Origin of the sequence: Pantoea sp. MBLJ3 (assembly GCF_000816655.1) — a bacterium.
Lineage (GTDB): Bacteria > Pseudomonadota > Gammaproteobacteria > Enterobacterales > Enterobacteriaceae > Pantoea > Pantoea eucalypti.
Genome location: NZ_JSUT01000005.1, coordinates 1,152,596 through 1,170,946 on the forward strand (window position 1 = coordinate 1,152,596; position 18,351 = coordinate 1,170,946).

Here is an 18,351-nt window from a genome sequence, read left to right on the forward strand (position 1 = left end):
AGTTGTGTGATGGTTGCACCCTACAGGAGAAACATTAGGTTTACCCCGGGAACGGGAACCTGACTCTGTCAATGCGGACACTGGAGTGCGTTATGGATGCCAATCGCTATGCCCTGGAAGTCATTGCTTCACCGCCGGTGTTTCCCGGTGTCGCCAGTCCTGTGTTGTCTGATGAAACGCTGCATCGTCGTCTGGCCGCTATTATTCAGCGCATGCAGGAGCAGAAGATTGCACAGCTGATTATCTATGCCGACAAAGAGCACGGCAGCAATTTTGAGTATCTGGCGGGATTCATTCCTCGCTTCGAGGAGGCGCTGCTGGTGGTGAATCAGCAGGGCGCTCTCACTTATATCATGGGTAATGAGAATCTAAAGCTGGTGCCTTTTGCCCGCAATCCGGGGCGCTGTCTGCATGCGCCGCTCTTTTCGTTGCCTAATCAGCCGATGCGCGGTGAGCAGCCACTGGATCAGCTGTTAAATGAGGCCGGGATTGTCGCGGGAGAACGCACCGGGCTGGTGGGCTGGAAGTTGTTTACCGGCAGGCAACAAGGAATGTGTGATTTGCCGCAGTTCGTTTACGCTGCAGCGGCGCAGGCGACGGGCAGTGATGCGCTGCTGGTTAACGCGACCGGGCTGTTTATTTCGCCGGATAACGGTGCGCGCTGCGTGAATTGCGCCGATGAAGTGGCGTTTTATGAGGCTGGGGCAAATCTTGCGTCAACCGCCATGCTGGCTGCGCTGGATAGCGTAGAGCCAGGCAACACGGAGAAGGCGTTAGGCGCACAGCTTAACGCAGAAGGTCAGCCTAATACGGTGGTGACGATTGCGGCAACCGGCGATCGTTTTGCGCATGCCCGGCTATATCCATCGGATAAACAGTTAGTCACTGGCGATAAGCTTTCTCTTACTACCGGCTATAAAGGCGGGCTGACAAGTCGTTCCGCTTATGTAGTCAGTGAGGCTTCTGAGTTACAGTGTAACGTTTCGGACTGGTTAACCCGTCTGGCGATCCCCTATTATCATGCGGTGGTCAGCTGGCTGGAACATCTGCACATCGGTATGACCGGCGGCGAACTCTATTCACTTATTGAGAGCGTGTTGCCCAAAGCAGAGTATGGCTGGCATCTGAATCCGGGGCATCTGGTGGCTGACGAAGAGTGGTTAAGCTCACCTGTCTATCCCGACTCTGCCGTGACACTGAAGAGCGGTATGCTGCTGCAGATTGATATCATTCCGTCGGTATCGGGTTACGGAGGCTGCAGTATTGAGGATACGGTCGGGCTGGCAGATGCGGCATTGCGTGATGAGCTGGCGCGCGCTTATCCGGATGTCTGGCAGCGTATGACGCAGCGCAAAACCTACCTGGCGGAGGTGCTGAGGATCCGGTTGCCGGAGGAGGTGATTTTGCTCTCAAATACGGTAGGGTATTTACGCCCTTTTTTACTGGATAAGCGCCGCGCGCTGGTGCGTCAGTAGACGATTACCCGGCCTGAGGAGGCCGGTAATAATTTGTAAAATTTAACTGAGAGTAAAACAGAGGCGCATCTGTCAGGATACGCGCCTCAGAAAGTTCCTGGTTGCTCTCATTCGATGAAATGGTTTACCAAAAACGCGGTTTTGTTTGCCTGCAAAACCTCTCTTGCCGCGTTTATCGCACTCTCTGTCGCACTCTTTCTTAACTTCGAAAAACCCGCCTGGGCGCTGACCACCGTTTTTGTCACGTCACAGCTTTATGCGGCATCGACCGTCTCGAAATCACTGTTTCGTCTGATGGGCACGCTGCTGGGCGGCATCTTCATTCTGCTGATCTATCCTGAAACCGTGCAGTCACCCGTATTGTTCAGTCTTTGTGTGTCACTGTGGGTAACGGTTTGCCTTTATCTTTCTCTGCATGACCGCACGCCGAAGAGTTATGTCTTTATGCTGGCGGGTTACAGTGCGGCGATAATGGGCTTTCCTGATGTGGATACGCCGTCTGCGATTATTAATACCGTCATTTCACGTATTGAGGAGATTACGCTGGGTATCCTCTGCAGTACGCTGGTTCACCGGCTGGTATTTCCGGTTTCGATGCACCATCTGCTGGGGCAGAGCGTTAATCACTGGTTTCTCAACGCGCGCAAACTCTGTGATGAACTGATCAGCGGGATGGCGAAGAACAAATCGCTGGAGCGGGAAGATATCCTGATTCAGATGGCGGGCTATCCGCTGAATGTTGAAACATTGCTGACACACTGTGTTTATGAGGACGAAGCGGCGCGTAATGTCATCCGTCTGGTCAGCGTGCAGTATCAGCATCTGAGTTATCTGCTGCCGACGCTGACCGCGATTGAGTCACGGCTGGGCGTACTGGCCGAACTGAACATTCGTTTTCCGCCGTGCGTCACCGACGTGTTTCAGGAATTTCTGTTGTGGCTGCATCATGACCGTATTAACGATATTGCCGGACTGCGTGAGGCGATTGCCTCCAGTCAGGCGACGCTGGAAGAGGAATGGCGGGCAGGGCGTCTGCTAACTGAAGAGAGTCTGCTGCTGATTGGTCTGCTGGAGCGGCTGGCTAACTTTGTACGTATTGCCGATGCCTATGAAAATGTCAGCGCGCGAGCCGGGGATCTCTACAGCCACGGGGATGGGGCGGCGATCCGCAATATCCGGGAACATCGTCATATTGATAAAGGCCTGCTGCGGTTGTCCGCGCTGACCGCTTTTCTGGCCACCTTTCTCTCCAGCCTGTTCTGGATTGGCAGCGGCTGGGCCGATGGGGCGAATGCGCCTTTGATGGCGGCGATTATCAGCTCTTTTTTCGCGGGTGTTGATTCCCCGGTGACGCCGATGAAGCTCTTCGTGAAAGGGGTGGTGATTGCACTGGTGGTCAGCCTGTTTTATATCGCGTTCCTGATTCCACAGGCCAATACCTTACAGGCGTTGATGATCTGTCTGCTGCCTGGCCTGATGCTGCTAAGTCTGGTGATCGCTAATCCGGCAACCAATATGGTGGGGCTGAGTGTCGCTATTCAGATCCCCGGCTTTATCGGCTTAAGCCATCACTATGTGCCAAACCTGATCGTCACGCTGAACGCGGCCATCTCCTCAATGGTGGGGATTATGTTTGCTGTGGTGCTGACGGCGTTGATCCGCAATAAGCGGCCCTCCTGGATTGCCAGAAGAGCGGTGCAACGGGGACTGCGCGACCTGTTAGGATTTATCAAAATGGTGGAACGTAATTCCGCCACGCTGCTGTCACGGCAACAATTTATTGCCCGAATGCTCGACAGGGTGAACATTATTTTGCCGCGTAAGCGTCTCGATCCTGTGCCGGATATCGTGGTGGGTGGGTATCTGATTACCGAAACCTGGCTGGGTGCTAACTGTTATGACTTTTACGCACGATACAGGGAAGTGCTGGAGAGCCATCGGATTGATAGCGGTCAGATGTTTCACGAGCTGGCGCTTTATCTGAAACGCAAAATGAAGTCACTGCAATTATCACCGCATCAGGATCTGCTGGATGAACTGGATCTGTTACTGTTGCGGATAGAGAAAATTGCCCGCGAGGAGAGTGCAGCTGTCGCGCCATTAATCCATCTTTTTAATATTCGGGTATCACTTTTTCCCCATCAGCGCTGGCCGGAGTAACAGGGGCTGGCTGGTGGTGTTTCGAACCGGGATTGAAGTGTAGTAAAGAGAATACCTTTTAGTTACATCATACATTAGATCTTAATTTAAAAAAGATGTCAGACAGGGTGCCTGTTTGTCATGTCTTACAGTAAAACGAGCCGGGATAATGGGAAAACGCTGGGGTGGATTGCTGAGTAAAGCGGACATTATACCCATTTAAAATCAGTGTGTTGCATACTTTTTCATGCCCGCCTGACACTGTTGCCGTCATTTGAGGATTCGTCAAATTCGCATCACGCAGCGGCTGAAACTCGCAATAAGAGCAGGGTGCGCCTGGCGCATTACAGGCTGAGAGAATTAGCTGTTTACCTGTGGCTGTAACTGATAAATCCACGCAGTGTAATACTGGTTATCCCCGGCAGTTACGCGAACTTCGACGCGATCATAGCCATCTTCAAACGCATCCAGCATTGGCCAGTGCGCATCCAGCTGCTCAGAGATAAACAAGTATCCTGGTACAGCGGGGCCATGTTCATCCAGAACAATGCCAGGAAAATCAGCCGCTGCACCCCAGCCACGCTCATAGAAGGTGCCGTTTACCGAGCCGGCCAGCCATTCGCCGCCAATGTTTTCAAGAATATGGGCATTCTCGCGGCCCGGACAGAGCGTGCCATAGACAAATAAGCGTTCCATTTTTCCTCATTTTTCCAGACTCAAAGCCGGTTACTTTAACGCGTTGTGATAAATTCTGCAGCCCTGACGTCACGCCAGTTATTCAGAATTGACGTAGCAGCGCCTGCGGAGCACAAAAATTCTACAGCTGGTGCCCGAATCCCGGTCCTGGAGCACACATTTAAAACAGGAAAGCCGTCGTTAACAGCCTGAAGGCTGTATTAGCAAATTACAGCTTTTAAGCTGTTATATTGCTTTAACAGCTTTTAGAGTGTATTTTGATTAAACAGCGTACAGGCTGTATCACCTGTTAAAGCGGTCAGCGCAAGATGAAAAATGTCTATCCGATAAAAACACTCAGCCAGTTGCGTCCTTTGCTTATTGGTTTTCGCAAAGCAAATGGACTGACGCAAAAAGATCTGTCTGAACGATTAGGCGTCACTCAGCAGACTTATGCGCGTCTGGAAGCCAACCCGGCCAGAGCCAGCATTGAACGCCTCTTCAAAATCTTCACACTGCTGGGCGTGGAGATGACTCTCTCTTCGGGAATAAGCTCATCCGCAGGAAAGCCGACAGAAGAAAAGGGGACGTTAGAAAATTCACCTGCGAGACGGGAGAAATGGTGACGCTATGAGCCGGAGACAGCAGCGTTTAGTGATATGGATGAACGGTATTCAGGTTGGATTCTGGAACAAAAGCAAAGGAGAAGACACGCTGCAATATCTTCCTGAATGGAGTGCCGACGCGCAAGGAAGACCGTTATCGCTCTCTTTGCCTTTTACCCCCGGCGATCAAATCTGGCGCGGAAATGTGGTACGTGACTATTTTGATAATTTATTACCAGACAGTGAAGGGATTCGCAGGCGTCTGGCTATGCGGTATCAGGCAGAAAGTCTCGACCCTTTTGACCTGTTGACCGAGCTGGGAAAAGATTGCGTAGGCGCGATACAGTTACTGAAAGAGGGCGATGAACCCACGGATTTATATTGCGTAAAATATCGGCCGCTCTCTGAATCAGAGATCGCAATGACATTGCGAAATACCACGGCGGCGTCATTACCCGGCAGACAGAGTGATACAGGCGACTTACGGCTGTCCATTGCCGGTGCGCAGGAAAAAACAGCGTTATTATGGCATGACGATCGGTGGTGCAGGCCTGAAGGGAATACGCCAACGACGCATATTTTCAAGTTACCGCTTGGCCTGGTCGGCAATATGAAAGCTGATATGAGTACATCCGTGGAAAACGAATGGCTCTGTTCGCTGCTACTTGAACAATTCGGCATCCCGGTCGCAAGAACAGAAATCGCTCAATTCGAAGATCAGAAAGTCCTGGTGGTTGAACGTTTTGACCGCAAATGGTCAGGTGATCAGCGTTGGATCATTCGTTTACCTCAGGAAGATATGTGTCAGGCTGCGGGGATGTCACCATTACGCAAATATCAAGCCGACGGCGGGCCAGGTATCTCTGAAATTATGGAGATTCTGAGTCATTCAGATCACGCAGAACAGGACAGATTGCATTTCTTTAAAGCACAGATAATTTTCTGGGTACTGGCGGCCACAGATGGCCATGCTAAAAATTTCAGTATTGCGATAGGGCCTCAGGGGCATTATTGCCTTACGCCACTTTATGATGTTTTATCGGCATGGCCGGTCATCGGAAATGGCAATAATCAGATAGCCTGGCAAAAATGCAAACTGGCGATGGCCGCTCGCGGCAGCAGCAACTATTACAAACTCTACAGAATACAAAGACGGCACTGGATTAACCACGGTGAGCAGACCGGCCTGAGTAAAAAGCAGGTTGAGATGATGATGGATGAAATAATTTCTGACGCACCGGACGTCATCGAGCGTGTTCGCGCTCAACTGCCAGATCAGTTCCCGTCAGAACTGGCAGAACGCGTGTTTGATGGCATAACGCAGCAATGCAGGCGTCTGGCCGGAAATTAGCGCCGATTAAAATTTCCCACTGAACACAGTGTCAGAAGAGAACAGGCTGAGAGGTGCAACACGGCAACGCAGATGTTTATCGATTACAGCCTGAATGATGAAAAGACGGAGAGATTCATTGTCAGACAGAATCATCAGGCATCCGCAGAGATTCCCTGGGAAAGGTGGAAAACAGGATAAGACAGACACATGACCAAAGAGCGCATAATGTATATTATGTTAAATAAGAGATTAACAGTGCACTTATCACTGTGATACTGCGTCATTCATTACTGTACTTCCGACCTGCTGTTACGTTACTGCCACTGCCCTGCACCTTCATAGTGATGCCTTCAAACAGATCGCCTGAAAACCCCGAACAACGATGCAGTCCGGGGTTTGTCATCAGATTATTTCAGATGCGAACGCAGTGCTTCACCCGCCTGGTCAATGGCTGTTCTGACTGTCGGTTCCTGGCTCAAGGCGTTCAGCAAACCGAAGTCATGAATCATGCCATTGTACCGTGTAACGGTCACCGGCACGCCTGCTGCATCCAGCTTACGACCGAATGCTTCACCTTCATCCCGTAATACATCCAGCTCTGCAGTCTGAATCAGCGTTGGCGGTAACCCCTTCAGCTGTTCAGTGCTGGCGCGCAACGGCGATGCCAGAATGTTATTACGATCTTTTTCCGACGTCGTGTAATTATCCCAGAACCACTTCATCATGTTCTTCGTCAGGAAATGTCCGTCAGCAAACTGCTCATATGACGGCGTGTCGAAACGCGCATCGGTAACCGGCCATAGCATCACATCATAACGGATAGCTGGCGTTTTAAACTGTTTCGCCTGTAACGCAACTGCCGCCACCATGTTACCGCCAACGCTGTTACCAACCAGCGCCAGACGTTTTCCGTCAACGCCAATTTCAGCACCATGGTCGGCGACCCATTTAGTGGCTTCATAGGCCTGAGTGATTGCCACCGGGAAATGGGCTTCTGGCGAAGGTTGATAGTTAACGAATACCGCTGCAGCACCGGATGCATTCACCATGTCACGAACCAGACGTTCATGGGTTGGAAAATCGCCCAGCACCCATCCGCCGCCGTGGAAGAACATAAACACCGGCAATGTGCTGCTGGCGTGCTCAGGTTTAACGATGGTCAGCGTCAGAGACTTGCCCAGTACAGTAATGATCTTCTGTGAAATCTGTGCCGGCGGCAGTTCTGCGCCCTTCTGTGCTCCGGTCAATACTGCCCGGGCATCGTTGACAGAGAGTTGCTCAATTGGTTTACCCGTTCCGCTGTTGAGCGCTTTCAGAAAGGCGGCGACACCTACGGTCGGTTGCGGACTGTTTTCAGTTGGCGCAGCAAACGCGCTACTTATCTGGCTGCTTAACAGTAATGCACTGGCGATCAGTTTCATTTTCATTACAGGACTCCGATTAACTTGCTATTTAATAGTGTGCTATCTGGTTGGCCGAACAATGACACGGCACCTCTTCATTGTAAACAACTAAATAGCGCGCCATTTAAATGGCAGAACCAGTCTTCCTGGAAATCATCGGGGTTAACGTGGCAAATTGCAGCTATCTGTATCGAATTGCAGTCATTGAGCGCGACATTTCAGAAGCGGAAAAATCCTGAATTGATCCAGCTCTCTGCTCAGCACTGAACACCTGGTGCCCTGCTTTGGCTGCCAATCGCGGTTAATTCAACCTGGCGGCACTTTTCTCTGATCAACTTTTATCGCATAAATGCCGGACTATTAATTAAAAAAACAACTCTTGTATGATGTAACTAAATAGATTAATTCCCTCAGAAATTTCACATTTACCGCGGCTGATTTTCGCTTTGGTCTCAGGCCCTTTACTCTCTCTGCACTGCTACACGACTTCAACCAATCAATAAAGGAAACATTGATGAAAACATCATACGCTTTGATCGCAACATTACTGATGGCCTCTGGCGCGTCCGCTATCGCAGCTCAGCCCGCTGCCGCTAAAAATCCGCTGAGCGTACACGTTCTTAATCTGCAAACCGGTCAGCCTACCGCGGGCATCGAAGTCGAGCTGGATCAAAAGCAGCAGGATAACTGGGTAAAACTGGCCTCCGGCGTTACCGACAACAACGGTCGTATCAGCGCCCTGTTCCCGCAGGACAAGATGGCCAGTGCGGGCAGCTACCGTGTGGTGTTTAAAACCGGTGACTTCTACAAAAAAACCAATCAGAAAACCTTCTTCCCGGAGATTCCGGTTGAATTCAACATGGAAGCCAGTGGCGAGCACTACCATATCCCGTTACTGCTGAGCCCGTTTGGTTACTCAACCTATCGCGGCAACTAATCTGCTAATCCGGCACTCAGGTGCCGGATTCCCCCGCGACGCGCGCCGGAAAACACGCCACCAGCCAGTCGATAAACACCCGCAGCCGTTGCGTTACGTGCCGGTTTTGCGGATAAACCAGATGAAACGGATAACCCGCAGGCCGCCAGTCGCGCAATATCTCCACCATATCGCCCTGCCGCAGAATCGACGACAGTGAATAACTGAACGTCTGAATGATCCCCAGCCCGGCCAGACCCGCCGCCAGGTGTGCATTACTTTCATTAACGCCAATGCGATGCGCGCTGGTGATCTCTATTTTCTCACCCTGACGTTCAAACTTTAGCGGAAACGGTTTGCCGGTTTGCGGCGAAAGATAACTCACCAGCCGGTGCCCGTTGCGCAATTCATCAGGGTAAGCAGGAATCCCAAATGCTTTGAGATAGGCGGGTGTCGCGCAGGTGATCAGCGTGGCGTGCCCTATCAGACGCGCCACCAGTGAGGAATCGGCCAAAGGACCGCCACGAATGACACAGTCAATGCTGTCGCTAATCAGATTAGCCGGGCGGTCCGAGACGCCAAGATCCAGCGTAATGTCCGGATAGCGGGCAAAGAAATCGGGCAGCAGCGGAATAAGAATATCCCGTGCGGTAGACCCGCCGATATCAACGCGTAACTGCCCGCGCGGTTTACTGCGCCGCGCATTAAAACAGGCATCAATATCCTCGAGATTGTGCAGGATACGCAGTGCTTTCTCATAGTATTCCTGCCCTTCTGCGGTGACGGTCACGCGCCGGGTGGTGCGTTGCAGTAGCCGCACGGAGAGATGTGCTTCCAGCTCCTGGACCAGCTTGCTCAGCGTCGCCTTTGGCATATTCAGCGAGTCCGCCGCGCGGGTAAAACTGCCGCTTTCCACTACTCGTGAAAACGCTTTTATCGCCAGTAGCTGATCCATTCAATCCCCCTATTATCCACCCACATGGACAGTCATTTCCATTTTAGCGGATTTATCCGTCAATCCCGCTCCCCTACAGTAGCAATCAGCCCGGCAGCACCACTGACCGAAAAAAAACTGTCAATGACACTAACCGGAGAAGCGCTAATGAATACATCACTCACAGGAAAAGTTGCCCTGGTGACAGGCGGAACAAGCGGAATTGGCCTGGCCACCGCACGGGAACTGGCGGCGCAGGGCGCGCAGGTTTTTATCACCGGCCGACGCCAGCCGGAACTGGATGCCGCAGTTGCTGAAATCGGTGGAACGGCCAGCGGGATCCGTGCCGATGCCTCACAACTGCACGATCTTGACGAGGTTTACGCACGTATCGCAGCCCAGGCCGGACGGCTGGACATTCTGTTTGCAAACGCCGGTGGCGGCGACATGCTGCCATTGGGGGCCATTACTGAAGAGCATTTTGATCGGATTTTTGGCACCAACGTGCGTGGCGTACTGTTTACCGTACAGAAAGCCCTGCCTCTGCTGGTTGATGGCGCGTCGGTGATTCTCACCGGTTCAACCGCCGGTGTACAAGGCACAGAGGCTTTTAGCGTTTACAGTGCCAGTAAAGCCGCGGTACGCAACTTTGCCCGTTCGTGGGCGCTGGATCTGAAAGATCGCGGCATCCGGGTTAATGTCGTGAGTCCTGGCCCGGTTCGCACGCCTGGGTTGGGTGATCTGGTGAGTGAAGAGCAGCGTCAGGGTCTGTTTGATGCGCTGGCGGCACAGATACCGCTTGGCCGTCTGGGTGAACCACAGGAGGTTGCCCGTACCGTTGCGTTTCTGGCGTCTGATGCCGCCAGCTTTATTAACGCGACAGAGCTGTTTGTCGATGGCGGCATGGCACAGGTCTGAGGTTTAAGCCAGCCTGAACGCTGCCACAACAGTGATAACCCGAAATCCCGGTTCAGCCAGACCAGCACAGCCTGGCTGGCTGGCTGACCGCTAGCCAGTCACTCCCTGTTTCATAACCCGAAGGAAAAGCTGCGATCTCTCCGTCGTCCGGCACGCAGTCATAAAATGTCACGTTGCAGTCATCCCGTCCGGTAAATCCCCCGCTATAGTTATTGCCTGTCACGTCCGTCATAACACCATGGAGATAACATGAGCCAACTTTTTTCCACTGTCTCGCTCGGCGAACTTACGCTGGATAACCGCATTGTGATTGCCCCGATGTGTCAGTACTCCGCTGAAGCAGGCAATGCGACCGCCTGGCATCGGATCCATCTTGGCCAGCTCTCCTTTTCCGGCGCCGGTCTGATGATTATTGAAGCCACTGCCGTTGAGGACATTGGCCGTATCTCTCCCGGCGATCTCGGTTTGTGGAATGATGATAATGAAGCCGCACTAAAAACAGTTCTGGATGATGTGCGCCGCTACTCCTCTATCCCGATTGGTATGCAGCTGGGCCATGCGGGACGTAAAGCGTCGTGTGCGGTTCCCTGGGAAGGCGGTAAGCAGATTGCACCCGATGCAGGCGGCTGGCAAACCGTAGCCCCGTCGGCACTGAGCTACAGCGCGGATGAAGTTAAACCGGTTGCCATGAGCATTGACGATCTGCAGCGGGTAAAAAAGGCTTTTGTTGAGAGTGCCCGCCGTGCAGTGCGCCTGGGTATTCAACTGATTGAAGTGCATGCCGCGCACGGCTATCTGCTGCATCAGTTTCTGTCACCGCTCTCGAATCAGCGCAGTGATGAATATGGCGGCTCGCTGGAAAACCGACTGCGTTTCCCGCTTGAGGTGTTCAAAGCCGTCCGTGAAGCCGTTCCCGCTGCCATTCCGGTGGGTGTGCGTATTTCCGCGACGGACTGGGTGGAAGGCGGCTGGGAAATCAAGCAGTCGATCGCCCTCTCACGTGAGCTGGAAGCGCTTAACTGCGCCTATATTCATGTTTCCAGTGGTGGTTTGTCGGAAAAACAGGAAATCAGCGTCGGACCCAATTATCAGGTGCCTTTCGCCCGCGATATTCGCGAGCAGGTGTCAATCCCGGTGATTGCTGTTGGCCTGATTACTGAACCTCAGCAGGCAGAAGGTGTTCTGCAACAGGGCGACGCTGACCTGGTGGCGCTGGCGCGCGGCATTCTCTATGATCCCCGCTGGCCGTGGCACGCCGCCGCCGCATTGGATGGCAAAGTGCAGGTTCCGCCGCAGTATCTGCGTTCTGAACCGCACGATGTCAAAGGCATCCTGACGCAGGATCAGTAATGCTAAACGGGCAGACCGCATAAACGGCGGCTGCCCGCTCTCTTATAAAATGCCTTTCAGCCGCAGATGCTGCAGTAGCATGATAGTTTTGGCATCCACAATCTCACCCTGATCAATCGCCTGTAAGGCCTTGTCGAAACCGATCTCCAGTACCTCGATATCTTCGCCCTCTTCCACTATTCCGCCGCCTTCACCGCTGCGCTGTTGATCGTCATACTCAGCAATAAAGAAGTAGAGTTTTTCCGTCACTGAACCGGGGCTCATAAAAGCCTCAAAAACCTTTTCTACGCGACTGACGCGAAAGCCCGTCTCCTCTTCCGCTTCGGCAACAATACGCGTCTCAGGCGAGGCGTTATCCAGCAGACCAGCTGCCGCTTCAATCAGAAAGCCATCATGCCCGTTCAGGAAAATGGGAAAGCGAAACTGCCGGGTCAACACGACTGTGCGTTTATCACGGTTATAGAGCAGAATCACCGCGCCGTTTCCCCGATCGTAGGCTTCACGGCTCTGCTCCTGCCAGCGTCCATCGCTGCGCAGTAGCGAGAAGGTGTACTTCTTCAGGGTATACCAGTTATCTGACAGCAACTGCTCGTTGATGATGCGTACGCGGGGATGATTCTGCTGCATGATACTCTCCAGGATAAGTGGACAGCCCACACGCTATCATGCACAATCGTGCAAATTCAAGAAAAAACATGCAGAATGGAATGATGCTATCCAGCCAACGAAAACAGACAATTCTCGCCCTGCTCGCCCAGGAAAAACAGGTTCAGTCGCGCGACCTGAGCCAGCGATTTGGTCTCTCCGAAGACTCTATCCGGCGTGACCTGCGTGAACTGGCGGCGGAAGGATTACTGCAACGGGTGCATGGCGGTGCGTTACCGGTATCCGCTGCACTGGGCACCTTTGAAACACGAAAAAGCGTGCAGACGGCGTCTAAACAGATTATCGCCAGAAAAGCGGCCTCATTGATCCAGCCAGGCCAGATTGTGCTGATTGATGGCGGGACCACCAGCGCAGAACTGGTACGACAGTTGCCGACAACGCTGAGCTTTACCGCCGTGACACACAGTCCCAGCGTGGCGCTGGCGTTAGCCGATCACCCACTCGTGGAGGTTATACTGATTGGCGGGCAACTTTATAAGCATTCGGTGGTGGCGGTAGGCGCAGCCATGCTGGAGTCGATAAACCGCATTAACGCCGATCTCTTTTTTATGGGTGTTACCGGTGTGCATCCGGCGGCGGGCCTGACAACCGGGAATTTTGAAGAAGCGACGGTGAAGCGGGCGCTGGCAGGACGCGCAGCAGAAACCGTGGTACTGGCGTCCGCCGAAAAGCTCAATTCAGCGTCGGCATTTGCCATTGGCGATCTGTCGCTGGCGAGTACGCTGGTAGTGGAAACAGAGCCGGACGAGGCGCTGAAAAAGGCGCTCAGCCAGCACGGTGTGACGATCATCTGAGATCGCAGCAAGCCTGCAGCGCAAGATACGGGCCGGTCAGCGGTCTCTGCGCAGGAGGAAACTGCTGTGCGACGGGTGTCATTGAACTTTGTGCCAGGGCAACGGCAACCGCGCCCTGCTGATAAGCCTGCTCTGCCGCCGCCGCAATCAGAGCAAAGTAGCGAGCTGTGTCTCCCGCTTTAAACGCTGCCCAGGCATCTTCCACCAGCATGACTTCTATCTGACTGTCTGGATGACAGAAGAGTGTCCGTGTCGCAGCCAGCGTCGATTCTGCTGCACACAGCGCCACCGTCGGCCCCGTAAGATGCCGCAGTGTCTCCGCTAACATCCGGTCAGTGCGCATTACCCCAGCATGCGTACTGAAATCATCAGCAACCGGCCCCAGCGTCGAACAGGTGATCAGAATCGCATCAAACTGCGGCAGCAGCGATTCAATCAGCTGTGCAATACGGCGGCGTAATTCCACTGTCATCCCGCCGCTTCGCTCCGCCTCAGTCAGCAGCGCAGGCATCACCAGATGATTCAGGGACGGAATGTCGAGAGCCAATACGCGGGCGGCATCATCAAAGATCGCGATATTACTGGCGGCGGTATGGAAGCAAAGAATGTTCAGGGTGAGCTCCGGTTCTTCATAAAGTTAGCGTGCGGGCGACCATGCGGCCTGCTGGATAACGACACGATAACCATCCCCATCCATAAATGTCACGCCCCGTTGATCCCAGTAGGGATTAAATGATGGCATCCGCTGAAATCCTGCCTCATCCGTGCTGTTACAGCGAGCCAGCCAGTCAGGCTGTTGTGGGATGTAGAGCACCAGCAGATCGTCATCCGTTGGCGATGGCCGGACGGGATGCGTGTGACAGAGCGTGAATTCGAGATGCCAGGCCAGCCCGTCAGCGCCCAGCATCACACCACTGAACCCCTGATGGTCAGTAAACTCACCGATTTTTTGCAACCCCAGCCCAAGGCAATAGATTTGGCAGCTTTGCGTCAGGTCAGTCACTGGACGGGCAATACGCAGATGCGGGATAGTCATGCTTCTCTCCTTGTTGAGTTCACTGATATTTATCACAATCCTCTGAGCTTCCCGTGACGCTGGATGCGTAACCACTTCCCCGGCACTTCCATCAAACCACCGTTTTTTGCAAAAAGATGTGAATACCCTTCCGCGCAGTCCTGACCCTGAAATCGCTCTGCAGTCGGCGTGCCGCTGCGGTCGGCACCCTGTTCCGGTTATCCGGAAAATCACCTTACCGCTCACAGCGCTAAATGCATTCCCGCTGCGGTCATCTACACTTTCCCGGTATTCATACGGCAATGTCCTGTGCATTGCCTGGCTATAAAAGGAAGACAATATGACTGAACACGCTACCCAGAACCACGCCTGGTTACTGGCATCACGCCCTCACGGTGAGCCGACCAAAGAGAATTTCCGCCATGTGGCTCAGCCCGTTCCGGAAATCAAAGAGGGTGAAGTGCTGCTGAAAACCATCTACCTCTCGCTTGACCCCTACATGCGTGGCCGGATGGATGAGGGTAAATCCTACGCTGCGCCCGCAGAGCTGGATGAGCCAATGGTGGGCGGCACCGTCTGTCAGGTTGCAGAATCGAAAAACAGCAACTTTAAAACCGGTGACTGGGTGCTGGCGCAGAGCGGCTGGCAGGAATATGCCGTTTCCGATGGCAAAGAGATTGCGAAGCTGGACAACGATATGCCACATCCTTCATGGGCGCTGGGCATTCTCGGTATGCCTGGCTTTACCGCCTATATGGGTCTGATGGATATCGGTCAGCCGAAAGCGGGCGAAACCCTGGTGGTTGCCGCCGCAACCGGTCCAGTGGGCGCAACGGTCGGTCAGTTGGGCAAACAGAAAGGGTGCCGCGTAGTCGGTGTCGCCGGTGGCGAAGAAAAATGCCGTTATGCGGTCGATACGCTGGGTTTTGATGCCTGCCTCGATCACCACAGCGCAGACTTTGAAGAGCAACTGAAAAACGCCTGCCCGGATGGCATCGATATTTACTTCGAAAACGTCGGTGGCAAAGTGTTTGATGCCGTATTCCCGCTGCTGAACACCGCGGCACGCGTGCCGGTCTGTGGTCTGGTCTCCGCGTACAGCCAGCGTGAGCTGCCGGACGGTCCGGACAGAACCTCGCTGATCATGGCAGGTATCCTTAAGCGTCGTATCCGTATGCAGGGCTTTATCATCTTCCAGGATTACGGTGACCGTTATCCTGAGTTCCTCAAAGCAATGAGCCCGCTGGTGGAGAGCAAAAAAATCCACTATCGCGAGCATATGATTGAGGGATTAGAGAATGCACCACAGGCGTTTATCGACATGCTGAATGGCAAAAACTTCGGTAAAACCGTGGTGAAGGTCAGCGAGTAATCGCGTTAGCGTGCCACGTCAGTGACGTGGCACGCATTTATCAATGCGGCTGCCGTGAAACGTGTTCGGCAGCCGCACGATTAGCGTCACTGACCGCCTCTCCCAGCGTTGCGCCAAGACTCAGGCGCTGACACAACACCCCGACAAAGCAATCCCCGGCACCGTGTGTACTGACCAGCGTCACCTTTTGCGCCGCCAGCGTGTGCGTCTCTCCTGCCTCGCTGTAAGCCACTCCGTGTTCACCTGCTGTCACCACCACGCGGGCAAAGCGTCCCGCCAGCGATGCCGCAGCAGCACGCGCTGAAGTCAGATCCTGCACGTTAATCCCGCACATATCGCGCGCTTCGATGGCGTTCACCACCAGCAGATCGATACAGCCCTCAAACCCCGCTGACAATGTCCGGGCAGGTGCAGCATTCACACAGACCGTAATCCCACGCCGCCGAGCCGCCTGTGCCGCGCAGAGATTTACCGCCTCCGGGACTTCGTTTTGCAGCACCAGCAGCGAAACATCCTGCCAGAAGCCTGGCTGTGCAAAGGTCTCAAGCGGGATTTGCTGATTGGCATTAGAGACCACTACCGCGCCGTAATCCCCTTCAGCATCGGTAATCGCCACGCTCATGCCGGAGGGAAGCGCATCGGTCACACTCACCTGCGTACAATCGACACCGGCCTGCTGCAGATGATCCAGCAGGAATTTCCCCTGCTGATCGCGCCCCACCGACCCGGCAAAACGCACTGCTGCGCCCGCACGGGCCGCCGCGACCGCCTGATTCCCGCCCTTGCCGCCGAACTTATAGTGACAGGCGCTGCCCATCACCGTTTCGCCTTTCTCCGGGCGATGGTGTGCGTCCAGCATAATGTCGTAATGAAGACTGCCGGTGACTGCAATTTTGCTCATAGCTAGAATTCCCGCAGATCCTGAACCGCATGCTGGGTTTTCATCAGGTTCTTCTCCGCCCGCTTCAGATCTTTCTTGGCGATAGCGACAAACAGCGCATCCAGAATATTGAGCTGGGCGATGCGTGACGCGGCGTTTTCACCCAACAGATGCGATCCCTGAGAGGTTGAATTGAGGACCACATGCGCACTCTGCGCGATCGGGGATTCGGCGTAGTTAGTAATGGCGATCACTTTCGCGCCATTCTTTCCCGCCAGTTTAACCGGATCGTTCACTGCACGTGTCGCACCCGAATGGCTGATGGCGATAACCACATCGTCATCAGATAACACGGCGGCTGACATCAGCATGATGTGGGCGTCGTCATAGGCGGTCGACTTGATGCCAATCTTCAGCATCTTGTGCGACAGGTCCCGCGCCACGGCGGCAGAGCCGCCGACGGCATAGAGATCGATATGACGCGCTTTAAAGATGATATCCGCCGCACGATTGAATTCAGAGACATCCAGAATCGATAATGTTTCTTCGATGGCCTGGATAGAGGTTCTGAAGACTTTGGCCAGCAACTGCTCCGACGAATCATCCGGCTCAATTTCCGCATGCAGTCCCGCCACTTCAGACTGGTTGTAATAGATCAGACCACTTCTGAAATGCCTGAAGCCGGTGAAGTTAAGTTTTTTCGTAATCTTAACGATCATCGCTTCAGAGACATTATTCTCCTGCGCAATCTCCTTTAAAGACGACTGCTCAGTCATGTCGGTTCGGGCCATTATCGCCTCCGCCACACGGCGTTCTAACGGCGTCAGTTGGGGCAAACGCATACGAATCTGAGCGCCAATGGCTCGCGGATCTTGCTTCATTACTTGCCTCGGGTCGCCCGGTCAATCAACATCGCTATGATAATAATAAGGCCGGTAGCGAGCAATTGGTAAAAGGCCTGAATGTTCAGTAAGGTCAGGCCATTACGTAACACCCCGAGGATCACCACGCCAATCAGCGTGCCGAAAATACTGCCCTTGCCGCCCATCAATGATGCACCGCCAATGGCCGCCGCCGCGATAGCGTCCAGCTCCCACAGGTTGCCGATAGTCGGCTCGGCAGCGCCCAGACGACCAATCAGAATCAGCGAAGCGAGTGACGCCAGCAGACCGGAGAAGATGTAAACCGTCACCTTGGTGCGCTTCACCGGCACACCCGCGACCCGCGCCGCCTCTTCATTACCACCGATCGCCAGAATATATTCCCCCAGCGGGGTCTTATTCATCACCGTCCAGAGCAGCAGCGCAATCACCGCCACAATCACAATCGGCGTCGGAATACCCAGCACCGTGCTATTGATCAGGCTGCGGAACGCCAGCGGAATGCCAAAGACCGGATTGCCGCCGGTATAAATCAGCGCGATAGCCCGGAACAGCGACAGGCCGCCCAGCGTAACGATAAACGGCTGCAGCCCGGCATAGGCAATCAGCGAACCGCTGAACAGCCCGCACATCGCGCCGACGCCCAGCGTCGCGAGAATCGCCAGCGGCACCGGCACACCCAGGGTCATCAGCGTGGCACCCAGCACCGCTGAGAGCGCCGCGGTGGGGCCAACCGAAAGGTCAATCCCGCCGGAGATAATCACCAGCGTCATGCCCAGAGCAATCAGGGCGTTGATCGAAGACTGCTGCAATATATTCAGCAGATTTGGCAGCGTGAAAAAGACCGGCGACAGAAACGAAAATGTCACCACGATAATCAACAGGCCAATTAAAGTACCGGCATCACGCACGTTAAATTTAAGCCGCAGCGCGGGTCGGGTACCTGGCGCGGTGGAGGTCTGAGTCGTCATAATATTAACCTTAAATAGTGTCAG

Annotated in this window: 18 protein-coding genes; 9 read left to right on the plus strand and 9 right to left on the minus strand. The window is 53.9% G+C overall.

Annotated features, from left to right (window positions below):
• Positions 1-92 precede the first annotated feature (92 nt).
• Positions 93-1,475, plus strand: a complete 1,383-nt coding sequence (locus NP77_RS11720; protein WP_039660230.1) for a Xaa-Pro peptidase family protein — start codon at positions 93-95, stop codon at positions 1,473-1,475.
• Between the two features lie 114 nt (positions 1,476-1,589).
• Positions 1,590-3,635, plus strand: a complete 2,046-nt coding sequence (locus NP77_RS11725) for an FUSC family protein (RefSeq protein WP_039660231.1) — start codon at positions 1,590-1,592, stop codon at positions 3,633-3,635.
• A 339-nt stretch (positions 3,636-3,974) separates the two neighbouring features.
• Here NP77_RS11725 and NP77_RS11730 read toward each other — a convergent pair whose 3' ends face one another.
• Positions 3,975-4,310, minus strand: a complete 336-nt coding sequence (locus NP77_RS11730) for a gamma-glutamylcyclotransferase family protein (RefSeq protein ID WP_008925196.1) — start codon at positions 4,308-4,310, stop codon at positions 3,975-3,977.
• Between the two features lie 308 nt (positions 4,311-4,618).
• Between NP77_RS11730 and NP77_RS11735 the strand changes: the two genes are divergently transcribed.
• Both NP77_RS11735 and NP77_RS11740 read left to right on the plus strand, forming a co-directional pair.
• Positions 4,619-4,915 carry a helix-turn-helix transcriptional regulator gene (locus NP77_RS11735; RefSeq protein WP_003853607.1) on the plus strand — a complete coding sequence of 99 codons (297 nt, stop codon included), beginning with the start codon at positions 4,619-4,621 and terminating at the stop codon, positions 4,913-4,915.
• 4 nt (positions 4,916-4,919) lie between these two features.
• Positions 4,920-6,245: a type II toxin-antitoxin system HipA family toxin gene (locus tag NP77_RS11740; protein WP_039660233.1), complete on the plus strand. Its 1,326-nt coding sequence runs from the start codon at positions 4,920-4,922 to the stop codon at positions 6,243-6,245.
• 389 nt (positions 6,246-6,634) lie between these two features.
• On the opposite strand, the gene NP77_RS11745 is transcribed toward NP77_RS11740, so the two are convergent.
• Positions 6,635-7,654, minus strand: coding sequence for an alpha/beta hydrolase (locus tag NP77_RS11745; RefSeq protein WP_039660235.1), 1,020 nt, complete (start codon positions 7,652-7,654; stop codon positions 6,635-6,637).
• Positions 7,655-8,144: 490 nt separating this feature from the next.
• Between NP77_RS11745 and uraH the strand changes: the two genes are divergently transcribed.
• Complete coding sequence (gene uraH / locus NP77_RS11750; protein WP_008925192.1) at positions 8,145-8,567, plus strand: hydroxyisourate hydrolase; 423 nt, start codon at positions 8,145-8,147, stop codon at positions 8,565-8,567.
• 16 nt (positions 8,568-8,583) lie between these two features.
• Here the strand turns inward: uraH and NP77_RS11755 are convergent, their stop codons facing one another.
• Complete coding sequence (locus tag NP77_RS11755; RefSeq protein ID WP_039660236.1) at positions 8,584-9,501, minus strand: LysR family transcriptional regulator; 918 nt, start codon at positions 9,499-9,501, stop codon at positions 8,584-8,586.
• Between the two features lie 147 nt (positions 9,502-9,648).
• On the opposite strand from NP77_RS11755, the gene NP77_RS11760 reads away from it, so the two are divergent.
• Both NP77_RS11760 and NP77_RS11765 read left to right on the plus strand, forming a co-directional pair.
• The gene (locus tag NP77_RS11760) at positions 9,649-10,398 is read left to right on the plus strand and encodes an SDR family NAD(P)-dependent oxidoreductase (RefSeq protein WP_039660238.1); all 750 of its coding nucleotides are present in this window, start codon (positions 9,649-9,651) and stop codon (positions 10,396-10,398) included.
• A gap of 249 nt (positions 10,399-10,647) precedes the next feature.
• Complete coding sequence (locus NP77_RS11765; protein ID WP_003853594.1) at positions 10,648-11,748, plus strand: NADH:flavin oxidoreductase/NADH oxidase; 1,101 nt, start codon at positions 10,648-10,650, stop codon at positions 11,746-11,748.
• 42 nt (positions 11,749-11,790) lie between these two features.
• Here NP77_RS11765 and NP77_RS11770 read toward each other — a convergent pair whose 3' ends face one another.
• Positions 11,791-12,375 (minus strand): NUDIX domain-containing protein, encoded by a 585-nt coding sequence (locus tag NP77_RS11770; protein ID WP_003853592.1) that lies wholly within the window; start codon positions 12,373-12,375, stop codon positions 11,791-11,793.
• 83 nt (positions 12,376-12,458) lie between these two features.
• Here NP77_RS11770 and NP77_RS11775 point away from each other — a divergent pair, with 83 nt between their 5' ends.
• The gene (locus NP77_RS11775; protein WP_039660491.1) at positions 12,459-13,208 is read left to right on the plus strand and encodes a DeoR/GlpR family DNA-binding transcription regulator; all 750 of its coding nucleotides are present in this window, start codon (positions 12,459-12,461) and stop codon (positions 13,206-13,208) included.
• Here NP77_RS11775 and NP77_RS11780 read toward each other — a convergent pair.
• Together NP77_RS11780 and NP77_RS11785 are read right to left on the minus strand one after the other, a co-directional pair.
• Positions 13,201-13,719, minus strand: a complete 519-nt coding sequence (locus tag NP77_RS11780) for a hypothetical protein (protein ID WP_052250642.1) — start codon at positions 13,717-13,719, stop codon at positions 13,201-13,203. The two genes, NP77_RS11775 and NP77_RS11780, sit on opposite strands and share 8 nt — an antisense overlap.
• A 126-nt stretch (positions 13,720-13,845) precedes the next feature.
• A complete protein-coding gene (locus NP77_RS11785) occupies positions 13,846-14,244 on the minus strand; it encodes a VOC family protein (RefSeq protein WP_039660240.1) in 399 nt (132 codons plus the stop codon).
• Positions 14,245-14,563: 319 nt separating this feature from the next.
• On the opposite strand from NP77_RS11785, the gene NP77_RS11790 reads away from it, so the two are divergent.
• Positions 14,564-15,595 (plus strand): NADP-dependent oxidoreductase, encoded by a 1,032-nt coding sequence (locus NP77_RS11790; RefSeq protein ID WP_003853584.1) that lies wholly within the window; start codon positions 14,564-14,566, stop codon positions 15,593-15,595.
• Between the two features lie 40 nt (positions 15,596-15,635).
• Here the strand turns inward: NP77_RS11790 and NP77_RS11795 are convergent, their stop codons facing one another.
• Genes NP77_RS11795 through NP77_RS11805 form a run of 3 tightly spaced genes read right to left on the minus strand, consistent with a single transcriptional unit; the run spans position 15,636 to position 18,327 of the window.
• Entirely contained in the window at positions 15,636-16,496 is an 861-nt protein-coding gene (locus NP77_RS11795; RefSeq protein ID WP_039660242.1) for a PfkB family carbohydrate kinase, read from the minus strand.
• A gap of 2 nt (positions 16,497-16,498) precedes the next feature.
• Entirely contained in the window at positions 16,499-17,356 is an 858-nt protein-coding gene (locus NP77_RS11800; RefSeq protein WP_039660244.1) for a MurR/RpiR family transcriptional regulator, read from the minus strand.
• Positions 17,356-18,327 (minus strand): ABC transporter permease, encoded by a 972-nt coding sequence (locus NP77_RS11805; RefSeq protein WP_003853579.1) that lies wholly within the window; start codon positions 18,325-18,327, stop codon positions 17,356-17,358. Before NP77_RS11805 ends, NP77_RS11800 begins: the two co-directional genes overlap by 1 nt.
• Between the last annotated feature and the right edge of the window lie 24 nt (positions 18,328-18,351).